The organism is Streptomyces sp. NPDC020898 (genome assembly GCF_044333925.1).
GTDB lineage: Bacteria > Actinomycetota > Actinomycetes > Streptomycetales > Streptomycetaceae > Streptomyces.
The window spans coordinates 554,091-573,679 of the sequence record NZ_JBIRRV010000006.1 but is presented as its reverse complement, the minus strand read 5'-3'; the positions used below and the strand labels follow the sequence as shown (position 1 = coordinate 573,679).

Genomic DNA, 19,589 nt, shown 5'->3' with positions numbered 1-19,589 from the left:
CGTCGAGCCAGGAGTCAAAATACCCCCGGGGGTACCTCTGCTACGGTGTTTGACATACCCCCCGGGGTAATTCATCCAGGGCTTCCTGACGAGAGGAGTACCGCCGTGTACTTCGTCGACCGCATCGACGTGCCGGGGCTGGGCAATCGCGGATATCTGGCGGGCGGGCCGCACCGGGCCGTGGTGATCGATCCGCCGCGTGACGTCGACCGGGTGATCGGGGCCGCCGCCCGGCGCGGCGTGCGCGTCACGCACGTCGTCGAGACGCACGTCCACAACGACTACGTCTCCGGTGGGCTGGAGCTGGCCCGGATCACCGGTGCCGCCTACCTCGTCCCGGCCGGGGCGCGGGTCGCGTACGAGCGGGTGGCGGTCGCGGACGGGGACAGCGCCGAAGTCGAGGAGGGGCTGGTGCTGCGCGCGCTGGCCACGCCCGGACACACCCCGCACCACACCTCGTACGTCCTGGAGGAGGACGGGCGAGCCGTGGCCGTCTTCACCGGCGGTTCGCTGCTGATCGGCACGGTCGGGCGGCCGGACCTGGTCGAGCCCCGGCTCACCGGGGAGCTGGCCCGGGCCCAGTACGACTCGGCGCACCGGCTGGCCGCGGAGCTGCCGGACGAGACCGCGGTGTTGCCCACGCACGGCTTCGGCAGCTTCTGTTCCGCCGGGACGGCCACGGGCGACGCCACGACCATCGGCCGGGAACGCGTCACGAACGAGGCGCTGCTCAAGGACGCCGACACGTTCGTCGCCGAGCTGCTCGCCGGGCTCGACGACGTGCCCGCGTACTACGCCCACATGGGCCCCGTGAACTCCGCGGGCCCCGCACCCGTCGACCTCACCCCGCCGGCTGCGGCCGACGCCGGGGAGATCGCGGCGCGGCTGGCCGCCGGGGAGTGGGTGGTGGATCTGCGCAGCCGGGTCGCGTTCGCCGAGGGGCATGTCGCCGGCTCGGTCAACTTCGAGGCGGCGGGACAGCTCGCCACCTATCTGGCGTGGCTCCTGCCCTGGGGCAAGCCGGTCACGCTGCTCGCCGAGTCGGCGACGCAACTGGCCGACGCCCAGCGGGAGTTGTCCCGGGTCGGCATCGACCGCCCGGCCGCTGCCTCGACCGGTTCCCCCGGCGTGTGGCTGCGTCCGGGTGAGCAGCCGCACGCCTTCCCCCGCGCGGCGTTCGCGGACCTGGCGGCCCACCTTGCCGGGAACCAGCGGGAGTTGAAGCGGGCCGACATCGACAGGCTTGCAGCAGCTTCCACGGGCTCCTCCGCCGTCCGGCTGCGCCGGGGCGAGCAGCAGTCACATGCCACACTTCCCGACCTGCCGGGCCGACTCACCGACACTCAGGCTGGTTTGGCGCAGCCCGACACCAATCACCCCACTGCCGACCCAGCGGGTCAACCCACCAAGACCCAGGCCCAGTTCGCCCAGCCCGCCCCCAACCACCCCACCCCCACCGTCTCCCCCGCCGACCGGCAACCACCGGGCGAACAGTCGCGGGCCCTCACGCGCACCCCCTCCGCCGAACCGGCGGGCCAGGAGCGCGAGGAGGTCGTGGTCCTGGATGTGCGGCGCGACTCCGAGCGGGCGGGGGGTCATATCGCGGGCTCGTTGCACATCCCGCTCCACCAGGTGCGCGACCGGATCGAGGAGATACCCGGCGGAACGGTGTGGGTGCACTGTGCGGGCGGGATGCGGGCCGCGATCGCCGCCTCGCTGCTGGACGCGGCGGGGCGCCGTGTGGTCGCCGTCGACGACGGCTTCGCCGCCGCCCGTGAGGCCGGGCTCCCCATGGCCCGGATCACCCCGGCCGAGGCCCGCGCACTCATGGGCGCCGACGGGACGGCCGTACTCCTGGACGTCCGCGAGACCGAGGAGTGGGCGGCCGGGCATGCCCCCGGAGCGGTACACGCCCCGCTGTCGGCGCTGAACGCGGGCGCTTCGCTGCCGGGGTCCGCGCAGGGCCGTCCGCTGGTCGCGATCTGCCGTTCGGGGATGCGCTCCCGCCAGGCGGCGGCGCTGCTCACGGCGCGCGGCGCGGAGGTCGCGGACGTGATCGGTGGGATGCGGGCGTGGGCGGAGGCGGGCCTGCCGGTGGTGGCCGAGGGCCGGCCGGCGGTGGGCTCCGGCAGCGGCGGAGGAACCGTCGCGTGAGTGCGTTCGTCCTCGCCCTGGCCGCCGGGGCCGTGACCGGTCTCGCGCTGGGGGCGCTCGGGGGCGGCGGCAGTGTGCTGGCCGTGCCCGCGCTGATCTATCTGCTCGGATTCACCCCGGCCGCGGCCTCCACCGCGAGCCTGGCCGTCGTGAGCGTCACCTCCGCGACCGCGTTGGCCGCGCACGCCCGTGCGGGCACCGTCGAGTGGCGGGCCGGGGCGGTGTTCGCGGCGGCGGGCCTGGTGCCCGCGGCGGCCGGCGGGGCGGTCAGCGGGTATGTGCCGTCCGCGCTGTTGACCGGTGCGTTCGCGGTGATCGCCGCGTTCGCCGCGTACCGCATGCTGCGCCCCTCGGCGTCCGTACGGGAGGAGGTGCCGGTGCGGCCCGCGCAGGTCGCCCGGGCGGGTGCGGGGCTCGGTGCGGTGACCGGGGTGCTGGGCGTGGGCGGCGGTTTTCTCGCCGTACCGGCTCTGGTGAACGTCGTGGGGCTGCGGATGCGGGCCGCCGTCGGGACGAGCCTGCTGGTCATCACCGTCAACTCGCTGGCCGCGCTGCTGGCGCGGGCCGGTACGGCGACGCGGGTCGACTGGGCGCTGGTCGCGCCCTTCGCCGGGGCCGCGATCCTCGGCGCGTGGGACGGCAAACGGCTCGCAAGCCGGGTCTCCGGGGGCCGGCTCCAGCGGATCTTCGCCTGCGTGCTGCTGGTGGTGGCGCTGTTCATGCTGGCCGACTCGGTGCTGTGAACAGGCGCTGCCACCGGGTGGTGCGGCCGTCAACCGCGCGCCGTGCTCTCCCGACGGGGAGGCCCCGCCAGGCACTCCCCCGCCTTCGGGTCACCCCGCGAACACACTCACGCCAGCGACAGGAACAGCTTCTCCAGGCGGGCCCGCATCTGTTCCTTCGTCTCGCCGTTCTGCCCGGCCTTCTCCACGTCGGTCAGGCACTGCTGGAGTCCGGTCGCGATGATGGCGAAGCCCGCCCGGTCCAGGGCGCGCGACGCGGCGGCGAGCTGGGTGACGACCTCCTCGCAGTCGCGGCCCTCCTCGATCATCCTGATCACTCCGGAGATCTGCCCCTGCGCCCGGCGCAGCCGGTTCAGCACCGACTTGAGCTCATCACCCTCGAATTGAAGTTCCACAATCACTCCTCTACATACCCTTGGGGGTATTTTACCTCCCCAACGCGTCTCCCTCATGAGTCACGTTCGTCACCACGACCGCACCACCACCTCAGCACCACCTCACCATCGCCACCCCAGGAAGGATCGCAGTCACCCATGACCGCTCCCGTCGCCCTCGACACCGACCAGGCCCGTACCCGTCTGCCGCAGCTGACCGTCATCGATGTCCGCACCCCGGGCGAGTACGCCTCCGGGCATCTGCCCGATGCCCTCAACATCCCCCTGGACCACATGCGGCGCGCGCTGCCCGCCCTCAAGGACGCGTCGGACCAGGGCGAGTTGCTCGTCGTCTGCGCCTCCGGCGCACGCTCCGAGTCCGCCTGCTCGGTCCTCGCCGAGAACGGCGTCCCGGCCATGACCCTGACCGGCGGCACCCAGGGCTGGCAGGACCAGGGACACGACCTGCACCACCCTGCCACCGAGGCCCGCACCACCTGGTCCATGGAACGCCAGGTCCGCCTCACCGCGGGCGGCCTCGTCCTCGCGGGCCTCGGCCTGGGCCTTCTGCACCGCTCCGGGCGGCTGGTGTCCGCCGGTGTCGCGGGCGGCCTCGTCTTCTCGGCGGTCACCAACACCTGCGGCATGGCCCACCTACTGGCCAAGCTGCCGCACAACCAGCCGCGCCCCGCCGACCTCGACGCCACCCTCGCCACGCTCGCGCAGCGGTCCCACGAGCACGCCGAGTCCGCCGAGTCCGCCGGACGTGCGACGGACCTCAACGCATGAACTCCCGGGCGGCCTGGGCGACTTCCGCCTCGTCCAGGCCGCCCGGCCGTCGGCACGGTCGGCGACGAGCACGGCCGTAGGCAGGCCGTCGCACCGGAGTTGAGCCCAGGGAAGATAACCGTTTCTCCTCTTCTCCGGCCGCCGACGTAGGGTGAATGTTCCGCCCGACCGCCGAGGAGCACCGTGAGCATCGCAGAGCCGAACGCCGGTCCGCCCGCCTGGCGGTTGCTCCTCGGATACGTCCGGCCGCATCGGTGGACCCTGCTGGCGGGGGCGCTGCTGTCGCTGGCCACGGGTGCCGCCGGGCTGGCGCTGCCGCTGGTGGCGCGGGGGCTCATCGACGATCTGTCCCACGACCGGACGATCACCGGGGCCCTGCTGCTGATGTCGGCGCTGGTCGTCGCCAACGCGGCGCTGGGTGCGCTGGGCGGGTATGTGCTGCGGCGCACCGCCGAGTCGGTGGTGCTGGGGGCGCGGCGGGCGCTGTCCTCGTATCTGCTGCGGCTGCGGGTACCGGCGGTGGACCGCACCGAGCCCGGCGATCTGATGGCGCGGGTCACCTCGGACACGACCCTGTTGCGCGAGGTCACCACCGACTCGCTCGTCGGCCTCGGCACCGGCGGGCTCACCCTCGTGGCGACGATCGTGATGATGGGCCTGGTGGACCCGGTGCTGCTGGGCGTCACGCTGGCGGTGATCGCGGGCGCGGGGACGGTCCTCGGGGTGATCGTGCCGCGCATCAACAAGGCGAGCCGGCGAGCGCAGGACGCGGTGGGTGTCATGGGCGCCTCGCTGGAACGGGTGCTGGGCGCGCTGCGCACGATCAAGGCGTCCGGCGCCGAGCACCGCGAGGAGCGGAACCTGCACGCGGCGGCCGAGGAGTCGTGGCGGCAGAGCGTACGGGCCGCCAAGTGGTCTGCCGCCGCAGGCAATACGGCCGGCCTCGCGATGCAGATCGCCTTCATCACGGTGCTCGCGGTGGGCGGCGCGCGGGTCGCGACGGGCGCGGTCGACGTCGGCACGCTGGTCGCCTTCCTCCTCTACGTCTTCTATCTGATGTCGCCGATCCAGCAGGTCGTCGGCGCGATCACGCAGTACCAGACGGGCGCCGCGGCCCTCACCCGTATCCAGGAGGCCCTCTCCCTGCCCGCCGAACCGTCGTCGGCCCGCCCCGCGCCCCTCCCGGCCGCCGACGCCGAACCGGCGGCGCTCGCCTTCGAGGAGGTGCGCTTCCGGTACGACGACGAGCTTCCGTACGTCCACCACGGCGTGACGTTCGCCGTGCCGGCCCGGGGCATGACGGCGTTCGTCGGCCCGTCCGGCGCCGGCAAGACCACCGTCTTCTCGCTCATCGAGCGGTTCTACGACCCGGAGTCCGGTCTCATCACGCTCGACGGCCGGAACGCCGCCGACTGGGAACTGACCGAACTGCGGTCCGCCATCGGCTACGTCGAGCAGGACGCGCCCGTGCTGTCGGGCTCCCTGCGCGACAACCTGCTGCTGGGCAATCCGGACGCGGACGAGGAGGCGGTCACGCGCGTGGTGAAGACAACCCGGCTGGACGGCCTGGTGTCCCGCCTGCCGCGCGGCCTCGACACGCTGGTCGGGCACCGCGGCACCAAGCTCTCGGGCGGTGAGCGCCAGCGCGTCGCCATCGCCCGCGCGCTGCTGCGCCGCCCTCGGCTGCTTCTCCTCGACGAGGCGACCTCGCAACTGGACGCGGTGAACGAGGCTGCGCTGCGGGACACGGTCGCGGATGTCGCGCGTACGACGACGGTGCTCGTCGTCGCCCACCGGCTGTCGACGGTGACGATGGCGGACCGGATCGTGGTGATGGACGCGGGCCGGGTCCGCGCGGTGGGCACGCACCGCGAACTCGTCGCCGGGGACCCGCTGTACGCGGAGCTCGCGGCGACGCAGTTCCTGGCCACGACCGGCTGAGCGCACGGCAGTTGGGGGTGCTCAGCTCTCCAGCCTGCGCAGCCGTTCCGCGTCGCAGGTGCGGGGGCAGGTGGAGCAGGCCTCGTCCGGGCGAATCGTGTAGTAGAGGCAGCAGCCTGCGCGGGTGCGGGTCGGGTGGCGGCGGCCGGACGCGTCCGTGAGGTGGCGGAAGTCGGCGCCGCCGGGGTACGGGGAGACGGCGGAGGGCAGCAGTTCGGTGGCCGCGTCGACGGCGTCGCCCTCCCGGCCGAGGACGCGGCCGAGGTACCAGATCCCGGAGACGAGGTCGTCGGAGACCAGGCCCCACAGGGCGCGCGATCCCCGGCGGGCGGTCGGACCGACCGCACTGAGCAGCGGCGCCATGTGGTCGGCGACTGCGGAGCGCAACTCGGTGCGCAGCGCCTCCTCGTGCGGGAGGACGGTGACTCCGGGGAGGGCGGCGGCGGGGTCGCCGGGGAGGCAGGACAGGTAGGAACCGGGTGTGATCCTGTACACGCCGGTGGCGAGGTCCAGGCGTACGTCCTCGGGCCGGATGCGCGGCACGCGCCGCTCCAGGTACCAGACACCGCTCATCAGCAGGCCGACCGACCAGGCGTAGTCGTGCAGGGCGCGGGAGGCGGCGACGTGGGGACGCGCGGTGTGTCCGTGGCGCTCCCGGATCCGCGCCGCCTCGGCCTCGACGAAGGCGTCGAGGGCTTCCTGACTCCCCGCCAACTCGGCTCCGGTGACCCCTGCTTGAGCGCCCGGCACGCCCGGTTCCGCGACCTGCGCGGTGAGCGCCTCGCAGGTGTCGGCGAGACGTCTGTAGGCGCCGCCGAGCACACGCGCGACGGCGGCGGCCGGCGGGGTCTCCAGGGCGACGGTCATCGGTACTCCTGCGCAGAGAGTGTCAGGTGCGGTTAGATAGGCAAGGCTTACCTTACCGACAAGATCGTGAGGCGATAACCAGCGTGCCCTCATGTCGACGATCAAGGATCGTGCACGTCGCAGCACTTCCACAGCTGGTTGAAAAGTAAAGCATGCCTAACCTAAGCTCCCGCCTCGTGACTGCGACCACCCCACGGGACGCACCGACCGGTGTGACCTTCCGTGCCCTGAGGCACATCCCGATCCTCCTCACCGGACTCGGGGCCCTGGCCCTGATCTCCGCGCTGAGCCTCGCCCTCGGCGCGCGCCCGGTGCCCCTGTCGACGGTGGCCGACGCCCTGTTCGGCGACGCCCAGGGGAGAGACGCGCTCGTGGTGACCGGGCTGCGGCTGCCGCGTACGGTCATCGGGCTCGCGGTCGGTGCGGCGCTCGGGGTTGCCGGCCCGACCCGCTTCTACCAGTCCAACTTCTACAGCGGTGTCGTCCTGAACAACATCGGCCTCGTCCGCCGAAAGCCGCAGGTCTCGACCTACCCCGAGGTCACGATGAAGGACGTCAGCCCGGAGCAGATCGACCAGGCCGACGCCGACCTGATCTTCGTCACGGCTGCCGACACCAAGGACAAGACCCAGAAGGAGCAGGTCGTCACCAACCCGGTCTGGAAGAGCGTCTCTGATCAGCTTGGTGATCCTGTGTCAGACGTGATGTCTGGCAGCGGGATATCCCATCGTGGAGGGGTGGCGTGGGTGTGCAGGTGGAAGCCTGCGCCCAGTGCTGCTCCTCGTGGCCGGTGACCGGCTGTGGTGGGGGTGCTGGTCGTGGTCACGTTCTGGTGCCGGTGGGCTGCGCGGGGCAGCCGGGTCCGGTCCGTTGGTGCGTGTCCCTCCGGACGCTTGCCCGCCGGGCCCGTGGGGCTGGTGGGGGAGGGTGCCCTGCGTCGCCTGGGCGCGGGGCGTGTGGTGCGGGGCCGGGTGGGGCCGGTCTTGGACCGGTCCGGCCGGCTGGTCTTGATGGTGGTGGGGGTGATGACCGCCGTGGTTTCGAGTGGGTCGACCACGGTGCGGATCACCATCTGCCCGGCGGTGCGGTCGGTGACGGTCTTGGTCTGGTGGGTGAGGCCGCGTGCGGCGATGCGCTGCCACGCCCCGTGGTCGCGGTCGCCCTGCCAACCGCAGTCCGACTGCGGGCAGAGGGCCCATTTCCAACCCGTGATGGTGGGGCGGTCGGGGGCTTTGCGGTGACGCAGCGGGGTCAAACAGCGGGGGCAGTGCCGGGAGGTGTCGCGGGGCGGGACGATGACGACGGCGATGCCCGTCTCGGCGGCGAGGTGGCGGATACGGTCGGTGATCTGGCCGCGGACGGTCTGGGACAGGCGGGTGTTCATGGTGCGGCCCATGCCCCGGGCCTCCATCGACCGCAGGTCTTCCAGATAGATGACGGTGGCTTTGGCGGCGATGGCCTGGTCGACCGTCCAGCGGGCGGCGGCCCACGCCAGGGCGTCGTTCAGGTTGGTGCGGCGTGCGCTGACGCGGCGGATCTCCTCGCGCAGGACCTCGTGCCGGGCGTGCAGCGGGTGTCCGGCGGTGTCAGGATCACCGGTGCGGTCACGGATGAGCCGCTGGTAGTGGTCGGCCTTGGTGTGCAGGTGCTCGGACAGGCGGCGCAGCCGGTGCTGCTTGGCCAGCACCCCCGCGGTACGGAACTGGGCTCCCGCGCCCAGCGCGGTGATCTGCCCGTTGTCGTGGAGCCGGGCGGCCCCGGCGGACAGCAGGGTGTTCAGGCCCCAGTCCACACCGAGCGCCACACGGTGGCCGGTGCGACGAGCGGCGGGCACGGCATGGCTGTAGGCAAGGTCGGCACGGACCTTCCCGCCGGTGATGCGCAGGGTGGGAAGGTGCAGTACGGCGTTGGCGGGGATGGTCGGTGGCAGAGTGATCGGGCAGGCCACCCAGGTCCAGTCCGCGTACGAGCGCGGCTCGGGCCGGATGGGCAGCTGCAGCCGCAGCAGCGCCCGCCCTGGATCGGGCTCGCCGCGCTCGATGGTGGCCTGCTGCCCGTCGCACGCGGACAGCAGCAGCATCCGCGCCGCCCGGGGCGCCTCCTCCAGCTCGAACACCCCGCAGGCAGACGGCCGTGCTCACGCTGGAAGGCGGCGATCTGCCGGGTACGCGAACGGATCACCCCCGACGGGAGACGGCGGCCGCCGGGAACCGCCTCCCGCACGGCGTCCCACTCCTCACCGGTGCGCCTGGTCGGATCGACCGGCCACGTGGCGAGGACACCGGCCGTGAGATCGGCCCGCCACTTCACCGACCGCAGAACACGCCCCGCCTGCTCCTGCGCCATCCGCACGATCCGGTCATTGACCTTCACACCTGTGACGTCGGCCACGGGCCAGCCCAGACGCCGCAGCGCCATCCACGCGTTCGACGGCAGCCTCCGCCCGCCCGCGTCCTCACCGGAAGCAAGTGCATCCACGTCGGCGGCATTCCAGTGCCCGACCAGCAGCCCGGCGGCCATACCGGACACCAGATCAGCGGCCCAGCCCACCCGCTGCGCCAGCACCGCGGCCGGCAGCACCTCGCCCGACTTTTCCACCACCCCCGCCCGCAACAGACCACGGGCACAGGCAGTACGGGCCGTCTCCCCCGCACCCAACGGCAGCCTCCGGCTCACCAGTACCCCCCTTTCCCCGGCCCGTGGTGCTGTCATCCGATCAACGACACCCCCGCGAAAAGGTCACGCATTCGATCCACGCACTCACATACGAAACCGACAGCAATACAGGCACCGACCACATGACAGGGACGACCAGCAGATGACGTATCGCTACGGATACCAAAGGAGACCTGTGAGCCTGCCCGCCGTCAAGAACGGCAAGGTCTTCGAGGTCCCGGACGAGATCTGGATGTCCGGCATCGGCGTCCAGGCCGCCGAGCAGATGCTCGCCGACGTGGCCAAGGCCACCAGCGTGGAGCTCCCGAAGAAGTAACGGCAACTCCCGCTGTACGGGGGCGGGGCGCGCCCTTCTGCACGCGCCCCGCCCCCAGGCCCCGCATCGGGCCCCAACCCCCCACCCGCTAGCGGAAGTTGTTCCACACGTCATGCGTCTGTACCTGCTCGCCCTCAACCCCACCGACTCCGTCACCGAGGGCTTCCTGCCCGCCGCCGCCCGTCTCGGCCTCGACGTCACCGTCCTCACCGACCAGCCGGACGCCCACCGCGCGGCGTATTCCAGGGCTTCCGCGTATCCGGACCCCGAGATCCTGGAGTGCGACGTCCGTGACTTCCGGGCCGTCGTCAGCCGGATCTCCACGCATCACCGGCCCGACGCCGTCTTCAGCAACAGCGACCACCTCCAGACCCAAGCCGCCCTGGCCGCCGACTACTTCGGCCTCCCCGGCAAGGACTGGCGGGCCACCCTGGCCTGCAAGGACAAGGCCGAGATGCGGCGCAGGCTCGCCGCCGCGGGCGTGGACACCGTCTGGTCGGCCGAGCTGACCGAGGCCGGGCCGATCGCCCCCGTTGCCCTGGCCGCTCCGTACCCGTGTGTCCTCAAGCCCCGCGAGGGCGTGGCCAGCGAGGACGTCGTCCTCGTCGACGGGCCCGAGGAGTTGGAGACCCGGGCCGGGGAGATCTTCGCGCGTCGGCCGGGTGCCGTGCTCGTCGTCGAGGAGTACCTGCCCGGCGAGCTGTACACCCTGGAGACGCTCGGCGACGGCGACGTCCGGCACGTACTGGGCGGTTTCCACACAGAGTTGTCTGCGCCGCCGTACTTCATCGAGGAGCGGCTCGTCCTCGTCCCGGCCCACCCCGAGCCGGTCGTCGCGCAGATACTGGCCCAACTGGACGCGCTGGGCGTCGGGTTCGGCGCCTGCCACACCGAGTTCGTGGTGCACGAGGGGCGCGCCCGGATCATCGAGGTCAACTACCGTGCCATCGGCGACCAGGTCGACCTGCTGCTGGCCCGGCTCCTGGGGATCCCGTTCTTCGAGCACATCCTCCGCACCCACCTGGGCGAACCCCTCCCGGTCGAGCTGGGTATCCGCCGCGACGGCGCGGCCCGACTGGAGTACCCCTGCGCCGACCGCGCCGGCACGCTGACGTCGGCCCCCGCGGCCACCGAACTCACCGTCGACGGCGTGCATCTGACATACCGTCCGCTGCGTGCGGTGGGCGAGCGGCACGAGCTGTACCGCACCAACCGCGACTACGTGGGCGTCCTCAGGGCCACCGGCACCGACCAGCCGACGGTCGACCGGGTGTCGGCGGAGTTCCTGGCGGCCCAGCGCTGGGAGGTCCAGCCGTGACCGCCCTGCCGGACACCGCCCCGAGGGACACCGCCGGGGCCGAGTTGCTCACCCGGGTGCTCAGTGCCCTCCTCCGCGAGGACGTCGTCGGTCTGCGCAGCCGCGGCACGCTCACGATCCGCCCGGACGGACCGTGGCTGCGTCTGCCGACCGACGGCGACGCCTTGCTGCTGCCCCTCACCGAGGACGGCTTCCAGTGCGTGTACGCCGCCCGGCTGCCGCTGCTCGTACGCGAGTCGGACGGCGCCGAGCTGACCTCGTACGACACCGTGCTCGCCGAACTGCGAGCGCTGGCCGACCCCGTGGACCGCGACGGCGTCGACGCCTTCGCCGAGGAGTGCCGGCAGACCCTGGCCACGCTGCGGCTGCACGACGCAACGCGCGACGAGATCACCGAGCGGCTGACGGACCGTCACGGAACCGACCCGGCACGCTGGACGGGCCTGGCAGCCTCCCTGGCATACGACGCCCTGGCGGCCCGGACCGACCATCCCGTGTATCCGACGGCACGGGGCAGGTCGGGGCTGACGGTGGAGCAACTGCGGTCGTACGCCCCGGAGTTCCATCCCCGTTTCGCGCTGCGCTGGCTGGCCGTGCCCCGGGAGGCGGTGACCCTCACGGGTCCGCTGCCGGAGGGGTGGCCGACGCCCGCGGTGCTCGGCATGGAGGATCTGGGCGCCACGCACCTCGCCCTGCCCGTGCACCCGCTGACCGCTGGTGCCCCGCTCGACGAGGCCCTGCGCGTCACCGGCCTCGTGGGGCGCGCCCGGCTCGCCGAGCACGGGCACATCGAGGTGGTGCCGACGCTGTCGATGCGTACCGTCGCGGTGGCCGCCGATCCCACCCTGCACCTCAAACTCCCCCTCGCCACCGCCACGTTGGGGCTGCGCAACCGGCGCACCATCAAACCGGGCACGCTCGTCGACGGCGCCGCAGGGCAGCGGCTGATCGAGCGGGTCGTCGAGCGCGAGCCCCGTTTCCGGGACACCGTCCTGCACGCCGACGAGGCCACATACGCGCACGCCGGACACGAACTCCTCGCCGTCCTGTGCCGCCGCTACCCGGCCGGCCTCGACGGCGCCACCGTCGTCCCACTGGCCGCGCTGCTCGCCGAGGCGCCCGGCGGACGGCTGGTCGTCGACCATCTCGCCGACCGCTTCCACGGCGGCGACCCGCTCGCCCTGCTGGACGCCTGTCTCGCCCTCCTCTTCGACTGGCAGGCCACGCTCTTCGGTCACGGCATCGCCCTGGAGTCGCACCAGCAGAACGTCTCGCTGGTCCTGGGCCCCGAACCGGGCCGGGTGCGGCTGCTGTTCAAGGACAACGACGGGCCGCGGATCAACACCGCCCGGCTGGCCGCCGTCCTGCCCGGGCCGTGGGGCTTCGACGACGCGCGGACCTACGGCGCCGAGGACGGGCCGGTGGCCGATGTGTTCGCCACGATCACCGTCCATCTGTGCGCCGGCGCCTACGCGTTCGGGCTGGCCCGGCACGGCCGCGCTCCGCTGCCCACGCTGCTGAGGCTGGTCCGCGACCGGCTCGGCGAGGCCGTCGACCGGCTCGGCGGCACCCCCGCCGCCGTACTGCGCACCCAGATCCTGGACGCGCCGCACCTGCCCGTGAAGGCGATGGTCAGCGCCGGAACCCTGCTCAGCAAGGAGCGTTCGGGCGCGGCTGACGTCAACAAGCACTACACCACCGGCCCCAACTACCTCCTCCACGCGGGAGAACAAGCCGGAGTTCACCCGGGAGACACGGTATGAGCGCCGAGGCGCTGCGGATGCCGAGAGGCTCGTCGTTCAGCCGGGGCCCTGTGCACGCGGTGGCGGCCTGCTATTTCGTCGCGTCCTTCGCCGCCCTCGGGCTGCCCCCGTATCTCACCCAGATCCTCCCGGAGTTGGGCGACGGCTCGGCGCGCTGGGCCGGGGTGCTGTACGTGGTCCCGACGGTGTTCGGCGCGCTCGGCGCCCCCTTCTGGGGCAGACTCGCCGACCGCTTCGGCCGCAAACGGCTGCTGCTGCGCGCCCAGTTGGGCCTCGCCCTGGCCTTTCTGCTCGCCGGCTGGGCCGACTCGCTCGCCACGTTCACGGTGGCACTGATCCTCCAGGGCATCCTCGGCGGCACGTTCGCCGCGTCCAACGGCTATCTGGGCGCCGCCCTCGAAGGCTCGGCCCTGTCGAAGGCGCTCACCCTGATGCAGGGCAGCGCCCGGGCGGCCCTGGTCGTCGCGCCGATCGTCGTCGGCTCGCTGTCGGGCTGGCTGTCGCCGCACCGGCAATACGCGCTGCTGGCCGTACTCCCGCTGACCGCCGCCCTGTTGCTCGCCGCGCTGCCCGAGCCGGTCGAGGAGCAGGCCCCGGAGCCCATACCCGAGACCACAGGGCCCGCCTCGGCGCCGGTGGTCTCCCTGCGCACCCTGTACGCCCTGGAGTTCGCGTTCGTGTTCTCCACCGTCATCTCCTTCCCCTATCTGATCTCCCTGGTCGAGGACCGACTGCCGTGTGCGTCGGCGACGTTGTCCGGCGTCCTCTTCGCACTCCCCCACCTGGTCTATCTGGTGTCGGCGCTGGCGGTGCACTCCGTCGTCCGGGACCGGCCCAGGACCGGGATCGTCCTCGGCTTCGCCTGTATCGCGCTGGGTCTGGCCGGACATGGCGTCGCCGACTCACTGACCGAGCTGATCGCCGTACGGCTGGTCCTCGGGGTGGGGCTCACGCTCGGTCTGGTGTCCCTGTCCGTGCTGGCCGCCGACTGCGCCAAGGGCCGTGCGCCCGGCGGGATGTTCGGCTCGCTGGAGTTCTTCTCCAAGGCCGGAGCGGTGGCCGCCGGACTCGCCGCGGCGGCGGGCAGCGCCCGTTTCGGACCGGCCGCGCCCGTACTTACCGGCAGCGGCGCCGCCGCCCTCACCATGCTCGCCTCCTTCTTCCTCCCCAACCCCCGCTCGCCCCGCGCCCGTTGGAGCCGCTGATGCCCTCGCTGACCGACTCGCCCGACACCACCGCCGTTCCCTCCGGCCCCCTTGCCCCCGCCGAACTCCCCACCGCCGACGACGTGGTGACCCACACGCTCCTCAACTGCCTGCTGCGCGAGGTGTCGGGCCCCGAACGCCAGACCGTCGTGGACAACGGCCGGCTTCTCCTGCGCCTCCCCCGCCGCGGAGTGCTCCTGCGGATCAGCCTGCGCCGTACCTCGCTCCTGGGCGCCCACCGCTTCACCGGCCCGGTGAGCGAGCAGGCCGGCGACGGCTGGGCGGCGGTGGACTGGCGGCGGCTGGCCGAGTACACGCGCGACGAGCTGTCCCTGCGGACCGGGGAACGCAACGACGAGTTCCTGGAGCAGATCGCCTCCAGCCACCAGGCCGTCACGGCCGGCCTCGCCGGACGGCGCCCCGCCGGACCGGCGGACGACCGTCTCGCCGCCCACCCCAGCGCCCACCTCGCCGCGTACCTCACCTCCGAGCGGTCCCTGCTGTTCGGCCACCGCTTCCACCCCACGCCCAAAGCCCGCACCGGCGACCCGCGCGCCTGGTCGGCGTACTCACCCGAGACCGGGAGCGCCTTCCCGCTGCGGCACCTCGCCGTCCGCGCCCACCTCATCGCCGAGGAGACCGCCGACCCCTGGGCGGCCGCCGCGCTGGACGGTCAGCGTACGGACGTACCCGACGGCTACCGACTGCTGCCCACGCACCCCTGGCAGTACGACACCCTGCGCGAACACCCGCTGCTGCGGGCGGCGTTGGAGTGCGGCGACGTCATCGACCTCGGTCCGGGCGGGCGGCCCTTCGCGGCCACCGCGTCCGTGCGCACCCTCTACGACGGCGAGACGTTCCTCAAGTTCAGCCTCAACGTGCGGATCACCAACTGCCTGCGCAAGAACAGCAGTTACGAGCTGTCCGGAGCCGTCGCCCTCACCCGCGCCCTCGGCCCGGCGCTCACCGACCTGGCCGAGCGCTTCCCCGGCAGCGCGGTACTCCGTGAGCCCGGCTACCGCACGCTGGCCCTGCCCGGCCCCGACGGCACCCCGGACCGCGAACTCTTCGAGGGCTTCGGCGTGATCGTCCGCGAGGGCCTGCCCCGGCGCCTGGCGCCGGGGACAACTCCCCTGCTCGCGGCGGCGGTTGCCGACGAGTACCCGGCGAGCCCCGCACACATCTCCCGGCTGCTCACCGGCGCGGACCCGGACACGGCCCTCGACTGGTGGTCGGCGTACCTCGATCTGCTCGTCCCGCCCGTCCTTGCCGCCTACTTCGACCACGGACTGGTCCTGGAACCGCACCTCCAGAACGTGCTGGTCTGCGTGGGCGCCGACGGCCGCCCCGCCCAGGTGCTCTTCCGGGATCTGGAGGGCACCAAGCTGGTCCCCGAGCACCACGCCGACACCCTGACCGCCATGCCGGCCGAGGTCGCGGGCCCGATGACGTACGACGCGCAGCGCGGCTGGGACCGGGTCGTCTACTGCCTGCTCGTCAACCACATCGCCGAACTCCTCGCCGCCCTCGCCGACCTGCACCCGGACGCCGAACCGGCGCTGTGGGCGCGGGTGCGCGACACGCTCCAGTCCTACGCCGACCGCTCCGGCTGCCCGCCGCGGCTCGCCGCACTGCTCGCCGGGGTGCCGCTGCCCGCGAAGGCCAACCTCCTCACCCGCTGGGAACGCAAGGCGGACCGCGAGGCAGGATACGTACGGCTGCCGTCGCCGCTCGCCGAGGACATCCTTCGTGACACCACCGGGAGCCACCGATGACCCTCGCCGTGCGCGACCACGCGCTGTCCCTGCCCGTCGCCGAACTGCCCGCGTACGTCTACGACTTGACGGAGCTGCGCAGTCACGCGGCGATGGTCAGGGCGGCACTGCCGGAGCGGGTCGAGCTGTACTACGCGGCCAAGGCCAACCCGGAGCCGGAGATCCTGGCGGCGCTCTCGCCGTACGTCGACGGCTACGAGGTCTCCTCGGGCGGCGAACTCGCCCACGTGGCCGACGCGGTGCCGGGCCGGCCGCTGGCGTTCGGCGGGCCCGGCAAGACGCCGGACGAGGTGCTGGCCGCGCTGAAGCCGGGCGTCGACCGGTTCCATGTCGAGAGCGAGCACGAGCTGCGTATGCTCGCCGAGTTGACGCGGCAGGTCGGACCCGAGCAGCGGGTGGCGGTGCTGGTGCGCGTCAACATCCCCGTGGCCGACGGGTCGTTGGCGGGCAGCTCGCTGACGATGGGCGGGCGTCCCACCCCCTTCGGGCTCGACCCGGCCGGGGCCGCGCCGGTGTTCCGGGCGCTGACCGACGGGACGTACCCGCAACTCGAACTGCGCGGAGTCCACGCCCACTTGGCGAGCGGACTCGACGCCCGGGAGCAGCTGGCGGTAGCCGAGTCGGTGGTGACCTGGGCGGCGGGGCTCGGGGTGCGTCTCACCGAGGTGAACGTCGGTGGCGGGATGGCCGTCGACTACGCCGCCCCGACCCGCCGTTTCGACTGGGCGGCGTTCGGCAGGGGCCTGGCCTGGCTGACCGAGGCGTACCCGGAACTGACCCTGCGTATCGAGCCGGGCCGGGCGCTCACCGCGTACTGCGGTTGGTACGCCACCGAGGTGCTGGATGTGAAGCGGAGCCACGGCGAGGAGTTCGCGGTCGTCCGCGGCGGCACCCACCACATGCGCACCCCGGCGACGAAGGGCCACGACCAGCCCTGCACGGTACTGCCGATGGACACCTGGCCGCACCCCTGGCCGCGCCCGGCGGCGGAGCAGGACCGGGTCACCATGGCCGGCCAGCTGTGCACGCCCAAGGACGTACTGGCCCGGCAGGTCGCGGCGCCGGGGCTGCGGGCGGGCGACCGGGTGCTGTTCTCGATGGCGGGCGCCTACGCGTGGAACATCTCCCACCACGACTTCCTGATGCACCCGCGGCCGGGATTCCACTTCCTGGGCACGGAGACGACGACAGCGAGCCGACCGGGGTAGCACACACGTGCGAGGGCCGCCCGGTCCGACCGGGCGGCCCTCGCTGTTGCTCGTCCCGTACGTCCGTCAGGCCTCGATGCCCGGCAGCAGCCCGGTCACGGGGCCGGCCAGGTCGGTCACCTGGTGCAGCTGCTGGAGGTCGTTCAGACGGTTGAGCGAGCTCAGCTGGCTGGATACGCGGGGGAGGTCGTCGTGGTACTGGGCGGGAATCTCGCTCACGGCGAGCGAGTCGAGCTGGGCGATCGGGTTCAGCTTGCCCGCGTTCTGGTCGGCGGCGGGGGCCGCGCTCGCCAGCGGGGCGGCGAGACCGGTGACGCCGACAGCGAGACCAACGGCGGCGGCGATTCGTCGTGTTGAGATCATGTAGTGAGCAACGGCCCGCGCCCCGTCCCGGACACGGGCACCCCGCCCCGCTCACCCGTCAGGCTCATCCCCCGTCTGCGCTTGCCGAGGCTCCCGGGACGGAGGACGCTCAGGAGGAGAGGTCCCTCGCGGCCCTCGGAGGAGGTCACCATGGGCACCGCGGCAACCCCCGCCTTCGACACCGAAGCACTGCGCCGGGGTATCGAAGGACACGACGCGACGGCACTGCTGTCGCTCTACGCCGACGACGCCGAACTGCGCGTCATCGACCGCAACACCCAGCCCAGCCACCCGATGGTCAAGCACGGACGCGGCGAGATCAGCGCCATGCTCACCGAGGTGTACGGCCGGGACATGACCCACAAGCTCGAACAGGTCGTCGTCCAGGGCGACCAGGTCGCCTACACGGAGTCCTGCGAGTACCCGGACGGTGTCCGCGTCTTCGCAGGCTCGATGATGTCCCTGCGCGACGGCAAGATCGTCGACCAGACCGTGCTCCAGGCATGGGACGAGGAGGAGAAGTAGGAGAAGTAGGAGGTGTGGGAGGTGTAGGGCCGTGCCCCGAAAGGGGCGCGGGGAACTGCGCGATCGGCCCCCGCCTGCCCGCGCAGAACGAACCGCCGTCCCGCGGAGCGCCCACCCGGCAGCACCCCGGCCCCCACCCGAAACGAGCCACTGGGGGTCGTCGGTGAGCCGCACGGGCGGGCCGACCCGCGGAAAAGCACCCCCGGCGGGCCGCGCGGCGCCATACTGACCCCCGTGCGTGTAGCGATCATGACGGCCGGCTCCCGGGGTGACGTGGCCCCCTTCACCGGACTCGGACACGGGCTGGCCCGTGCCGGGCACGAGGTCACTCTGGTCACCCACGGTTGTTTCGAGCCGCTGGTGGCCGGGGCCGGGGTGGGGTTCCACGCCCTGCCCGTGGATCCCCGGGCGGAGTTGGAGTCGGCGCGCGGGCGGGGGCTGCACCGCAGCGCGACCGGGGCCGGGAAGCTGCTGCGGGTGGTCGAGATGGCGCGGCGGCTCGTCGGACGGATGACCGACGATCTGCTGGCCGCCGCCCGCGCGAGCGACGTGCTGCTGCTGTCGAGTTCGCTGGGGCCTTTGGGGCACACGATCGCCGAAGGGCTGCGGCTGCCGAGCATGGGCGTGTATCTCCAACCGCTCGCTCCGACAGGGGAGTTCGGGCCGGCTGTCCTCGGGGGCCGCTCCTGGGGTCCGGCGGGCAACCGGATCGCCGGGCACGGAGTGAGCATGGCCGTCGAGCAGGTCTTCGCCTCGACCGTCCCCGCGCTACGGGCCCGGCTGGGCCTGTCCCGCAACGCCCCCGGCGGCGCACGCCGCGCCCGGGAACGCCAGAGCTGGCCGGTGCATCACGGCTTCAGCCCGCTGGTGGTGCCCCGGCCGCGCGACTGGCGCCCGGGGCTCAACGTGTCCGGCTACTGGTGGCCGTACGACCCCGAACCCCAACTGCCGCCCCGGCTGAAGGAGTTCCTCGACTCGGGGCCGCCGCCCGTCTTCGTGGGCCTGGGCAGCGCCACCGTGCCGGATCCCGGACAGCTGAGCGGGACCGTCGTACGGGCCCTGCGGCGGGCCGGGCTGCGCGGGGTGATCCAGCGGGGGTGGGGCGGCCTCGAAGCGGCCGGCGACGACATGCTCACGATCGGCGAGGTGGCGCACTCCGCGCTGTTCCCGCACATGGCGGCCGTGGTCCACCACTCGGGTGCGGGCACGACCGCCGCCGGTCTGCGGGCCGGGGTGCCGGCCGTGCCGGTGCCGATCCAGTTCGACGAGGGCTTCTGGGCCGCGCGGCTGGTCTCCCTGGGCGTGGCCCCGCAGGCGGTTCCGCTACGGGGGCTGACGACCGCCGCACTCGCCTCGGCGCTGGTACGGGCGACCACTGACCCCTCGTACGGGGAACGGGCACGTGCCCTCGCGGCCCGCATCGGCGCGGAGGACGGCGTCGGCCCCGTGCTGGATTCGGTGAACCAGCTGGCCGGTTGAACAGCGCGCGACCCACCACGCGCGCCCCACACGCACAGCCCGCCCCACACAACCCGCCGGGCGCAGGCCGCCGCGCTCAGGCCGCCCCGCACA

Annotated in this window: 15 protein-coding genes and 2 pseudogenes; 13 read left to right on the top strand and 4 right to left on the bottom strand. The window is 72.9% G+C overall.

All coding sequences use genetic code 11. The features are described from left to right. The first annotated feature begins 105 nt into the window (after nt 1-105). On the top strand, nt 106-2,154 hold the full coding sequence (locus ACH4TV_RS22410; protein ID WP_398400675.1) for a rhodanese-like domain-containing protein: 2,049 nt from the start codon (nt 106-108) through the stop codon (nt 2,152-2,154). Further along, nucleotides 2,151-2,897 carry a sulfite exporter TauE/SafE family protein gene (locus ACH4TV_RS22405; RefSeq protein WP_398400673.1) on the top strand — a complete coding sequence of 249 codons (747 nt, stop codon included), beginning with the start codon at nt 2,151-2,153 and terminating at the stop codon, nt 2,895-2,897. The genes ACH4TV_RS22410 and ACH4TV_RS22405 overlap by 4 nt, the downstream gene beginning before the upstream one ends. A 107-nt stretch (nt 2,898-3,004) precedes the next feature. Here the strand turns inward: ACH4TV_RS22405 and ACH4TV_RS22400 are convergent, their stop codons facing one another. Further along, nucleotides 3,005-3,292, bottom strand: a complete 288-nt coding sequence (locus tag ACH4TV_RS22400; protein WP_398400671.1) for a metal-sensitive transcriptional regulator — start codon at nt 3,290-3,292, stop codon at nt 3,005-3,007. 138 nt (nt 3,293-3,430) lie between these two features. Between ACH4TV_RS22400 and ACH4TV_RS22395 the strand changes: the two genes are divergently transcribed. Next, complete coding sequence (locus tag ACH4TV_RS22395; RefSeq protein WP_398400669.1) at nt 3,431-4,060, top strand: rhodanese-like domain-containing protein; 630 nt, start codon at nt 3,431-3,433, stop codon at nt 4,058-4,060. Between the two features lie 183 nt (nt 4,061-4,243). Continuing rightward, nucleotides 4,244-6,001 (top strand): ABC transporter ATP-binding protein, encoded by a 1,758-nt coding sequence (locus ACH4TV_RS22390; protein ID WP_398400667.1) that lies wholly within the window; start codon nt 4,244-4,246, stop codon nt 5,999-6,001. 21 nt (nt 6,002-6,022) lie between these two features. Here the strand turns inward: ACH4TV_RS22390 and ACH4TV_RS22385 are convergent, their stop codons facing one another. Next, the gene (locus ACH4TV_RS22385; RefSeq protein WP_398400665.1) at nt 6,023-6,868 is read right to left on the bottom strand and encodes a (2Fe-2S)-binding protein; all 846 of its coding nucleotides are present in this window, start codon (nt 6,866-6,868) and stop codon (nt 6,023-6,025) included. 212 nt (nt 6,869-7,080) lie between these two features. On the opposite strand from ACH4TV_RS22385, the pseudogene ACH4TV_RS22380 reads away from it, so the two are divergent. Further along, nucleotides 7,081-7,311, top strand: a pseudogene (locus ACH4TV_RS22380) (iron chelate uptake ABC transporter family permease subunit); the annotation flags it as partial. A 233-nt stretch (nt 7,312-7,544) separates the two neighbouring features. Here the strand turns inward: ACH4TV_RS22380 and ACH4TV_RS22375 are convergent. Next, nucleotides 7,545-8,984 carry a zinc ribbon domain-containing protein gene (locus tag ACH4TV_RS22375; RefSeq protein WP_398400663.1) on the bottom strand — a complete coding sequence of 480 codons (1,440 nt, stop codon included), beginning with the start codon at nt 8,982-8,984 and terminating at the stop codon, nt 7,545-7,547. A 738-nt stretch (nt 8,985-9,722) separates the two neighbouring features. Between ACH4TV_RS22375 and ACH4TV_RS22370 the strand changes: the two are divergent. The 6 genes and pseudogenes from ACH4TV_RS22370 to ACH4TV_RS22345 form a co-directional block, all read left to right on the top strand. Continuing rightward, nucleotides 9,723-9,860, top strand: a pseudogene (locus tag ACH4TV_RS22370) (iron-siderophore ABC transporter substrate-binding protein); the annotation flags it as partial. A 112-nt stretch (nt 9,861-9,972) separates the two neighbouring features. Further along, nucleotides 9,973-11,178, top strand: a complete 1,206-nt coding sequence (locus tag ACH4TV_RS22365) for an acetyl-CoA carboxylase biotin carboxylase subunit family protein (protein WP_398400661.1) — start codon at nt 9,973-9,975, stop codon at nt 11,176-11,178. After that, nucleotides 11,175-12,941: an IucA/IucC family protein gene (locus tag ACH4TV_RS22360; protein ID WP_398400659.1), complete on the top strand. Its 1,767-nt coding sequence runs from the start codon at nt 11,175-11,177 to the stop codon at nt 12,939-12,941. The genes ACH4TV_RS22365 and ACH4TV_RS22360 overlap by 4 nt, the downstream gene beginning before the upstream one ends. After that, entirely contained in the window at nt 12,938-14,146 is a 1,209-nt protein-coding gene (locus ACH4TV_RS22355) for an MFS transporter (protein ID WP_398400657.1), read from the top strand. Before ACH4TV_RS22360 ends, ACH4TV_RS22355 begins: the two co-directional genes overlap by 4 nt. Further along, entirely contained in the window at nt 14,146-15,921 is a 1,776-nt protein-coding gene (locus ACH4TV_RS22350; protein ID WP_398400655.1) for an IucA/IucC family protein, read from the top strand. Before ACH4TV_RS22355 ends, ACH4TV_RS22350 begins: the two co-directional genes overlap by 1 nt. Then, nucleotides 15,918-17,129, top strand: coding sequence for a type III PLP-dependent enzyme (locus tag ACH4TV_RS22345; RefSeq protein ID WP_398400653.1), 1,212 nt, complete (start codon nt 15,918-15,920; stop codon nt 17,127-17,129). The genes ACH4TV_RS22350 and ACH4TV_RS22345 overlap by 4 nt, the downstream gene beginning before the upstream one ends. 66 nt (nt 17,130-17,195) lie before the next feature. Here ACH4TV_RS22345 and ACH4TV_RS22340 read toward each other — a convergent pair whose 3' ends face one another. Beyond that, nucleotides 17,196-17,492, bottom strand: coding sequence for a hypothetical protein (locus tag ACH4TV_RS22340; protein ID WP_398400652.1), 297 nt, complete (start codon nt 17,490-17,492; stop codon nt 17,196-17,198). A gap of 150 nt (nt 17,493-17,642) precedes the next feature. Between ACH4TV_RS22340 and ACH4TV_RS22335 the strand changes: the two genes are divergently transcribed. Both ACH4TV_RS22335 and ACH4TV_RS22330 read left to right on the top strand, forming a co-directional pair. Further along, a complete protein-coding gene (locus ACH4TV_RS22335) occupies nt 17,643-18,017 on the top strand; it encodes a nuclear transport factor 2 family protein (protein WP_398400650.1) in 375 nt (124 codons plus the stop codon). Between the two features lie 249 nt (nt 18,018-18,266). Then, complete coding sequence (locus ACH4TV_RS22330; RefSeq protein ID WP_398400749.1) at nt 18,267-19,496, top strand: glycosyltransferase; 1,230 nt, start codon at nt 18,267-18,269, stop codon at nt 19,494-19,496. Nucleotides 19,497-19,589: the final 93 nt, after the last annotated feature.

Coding starts and splice junctions, on each gene's coding strand:
- ACH4TV_RS22330 (WP_398400749.1), top strand. CDS start 18,267: ATGACGGCCGGCTCCCGGGGTGACGTGGCCCCCTTCACCGGACTCGGA.
- ACH4TV_RS22365 (WP_398400661.1), top strand. CDS start 9,973: ATGCGTCTGTACCTGCTCGCCCTCAACCCCACCGACTCCGTCACCGAG.
- ACH4TV_RS22355 (WP_398400657.1), top strand. CDS start 12,938: ATGAGCGCCGAGGCGCTGCGGATGCCGAGAGGCTCGTCGTTCAGCCGG.
- ACH4TV_RS22385 (WP_398400665.1), bottom strand. CDS start 6,868: ATGACCGTCGCCCTGGAGACCCCGCCGGCCGCCGCCGTCGCGCGTGTG.
- ACH4TV_RS22395 (WP_398400669.1), top strand. CDS start 3,431: ATGACCGCTCCCGTCGCCCTCGACACCGACCAGGCCCGTACCCGTCTG.
- ACH4TV_RS22335 (WP_398400650.1), top strand. CDS start 17,643: ATGGGCACCGCGGCAACCCCCGCCTTCGACACCGAAGCACTGCGCCGG.
- ACH4TV_RS22340 (WP_398400652.1), bottom strand. CDS start 17,492: ATGATCTCAACACGACGAATCGCCGCCGCCGTTGGTCTCGCTGTCGGC.
- ACH4TV_RS22345 (WP_398400653.1), top strand. CDS start 15,918: ATGACCCTCGCCGTGCGCGACCACGCGCTGTCCCTGCCCGTCGCCGAA.
- ACH4TV_RS22350 (WP_398400655.1), top strand. CDS start 14,146: ATGCCCTCGCTGACCGACTCGCCCGACACCACCGCCGTTCCCTCCGGC.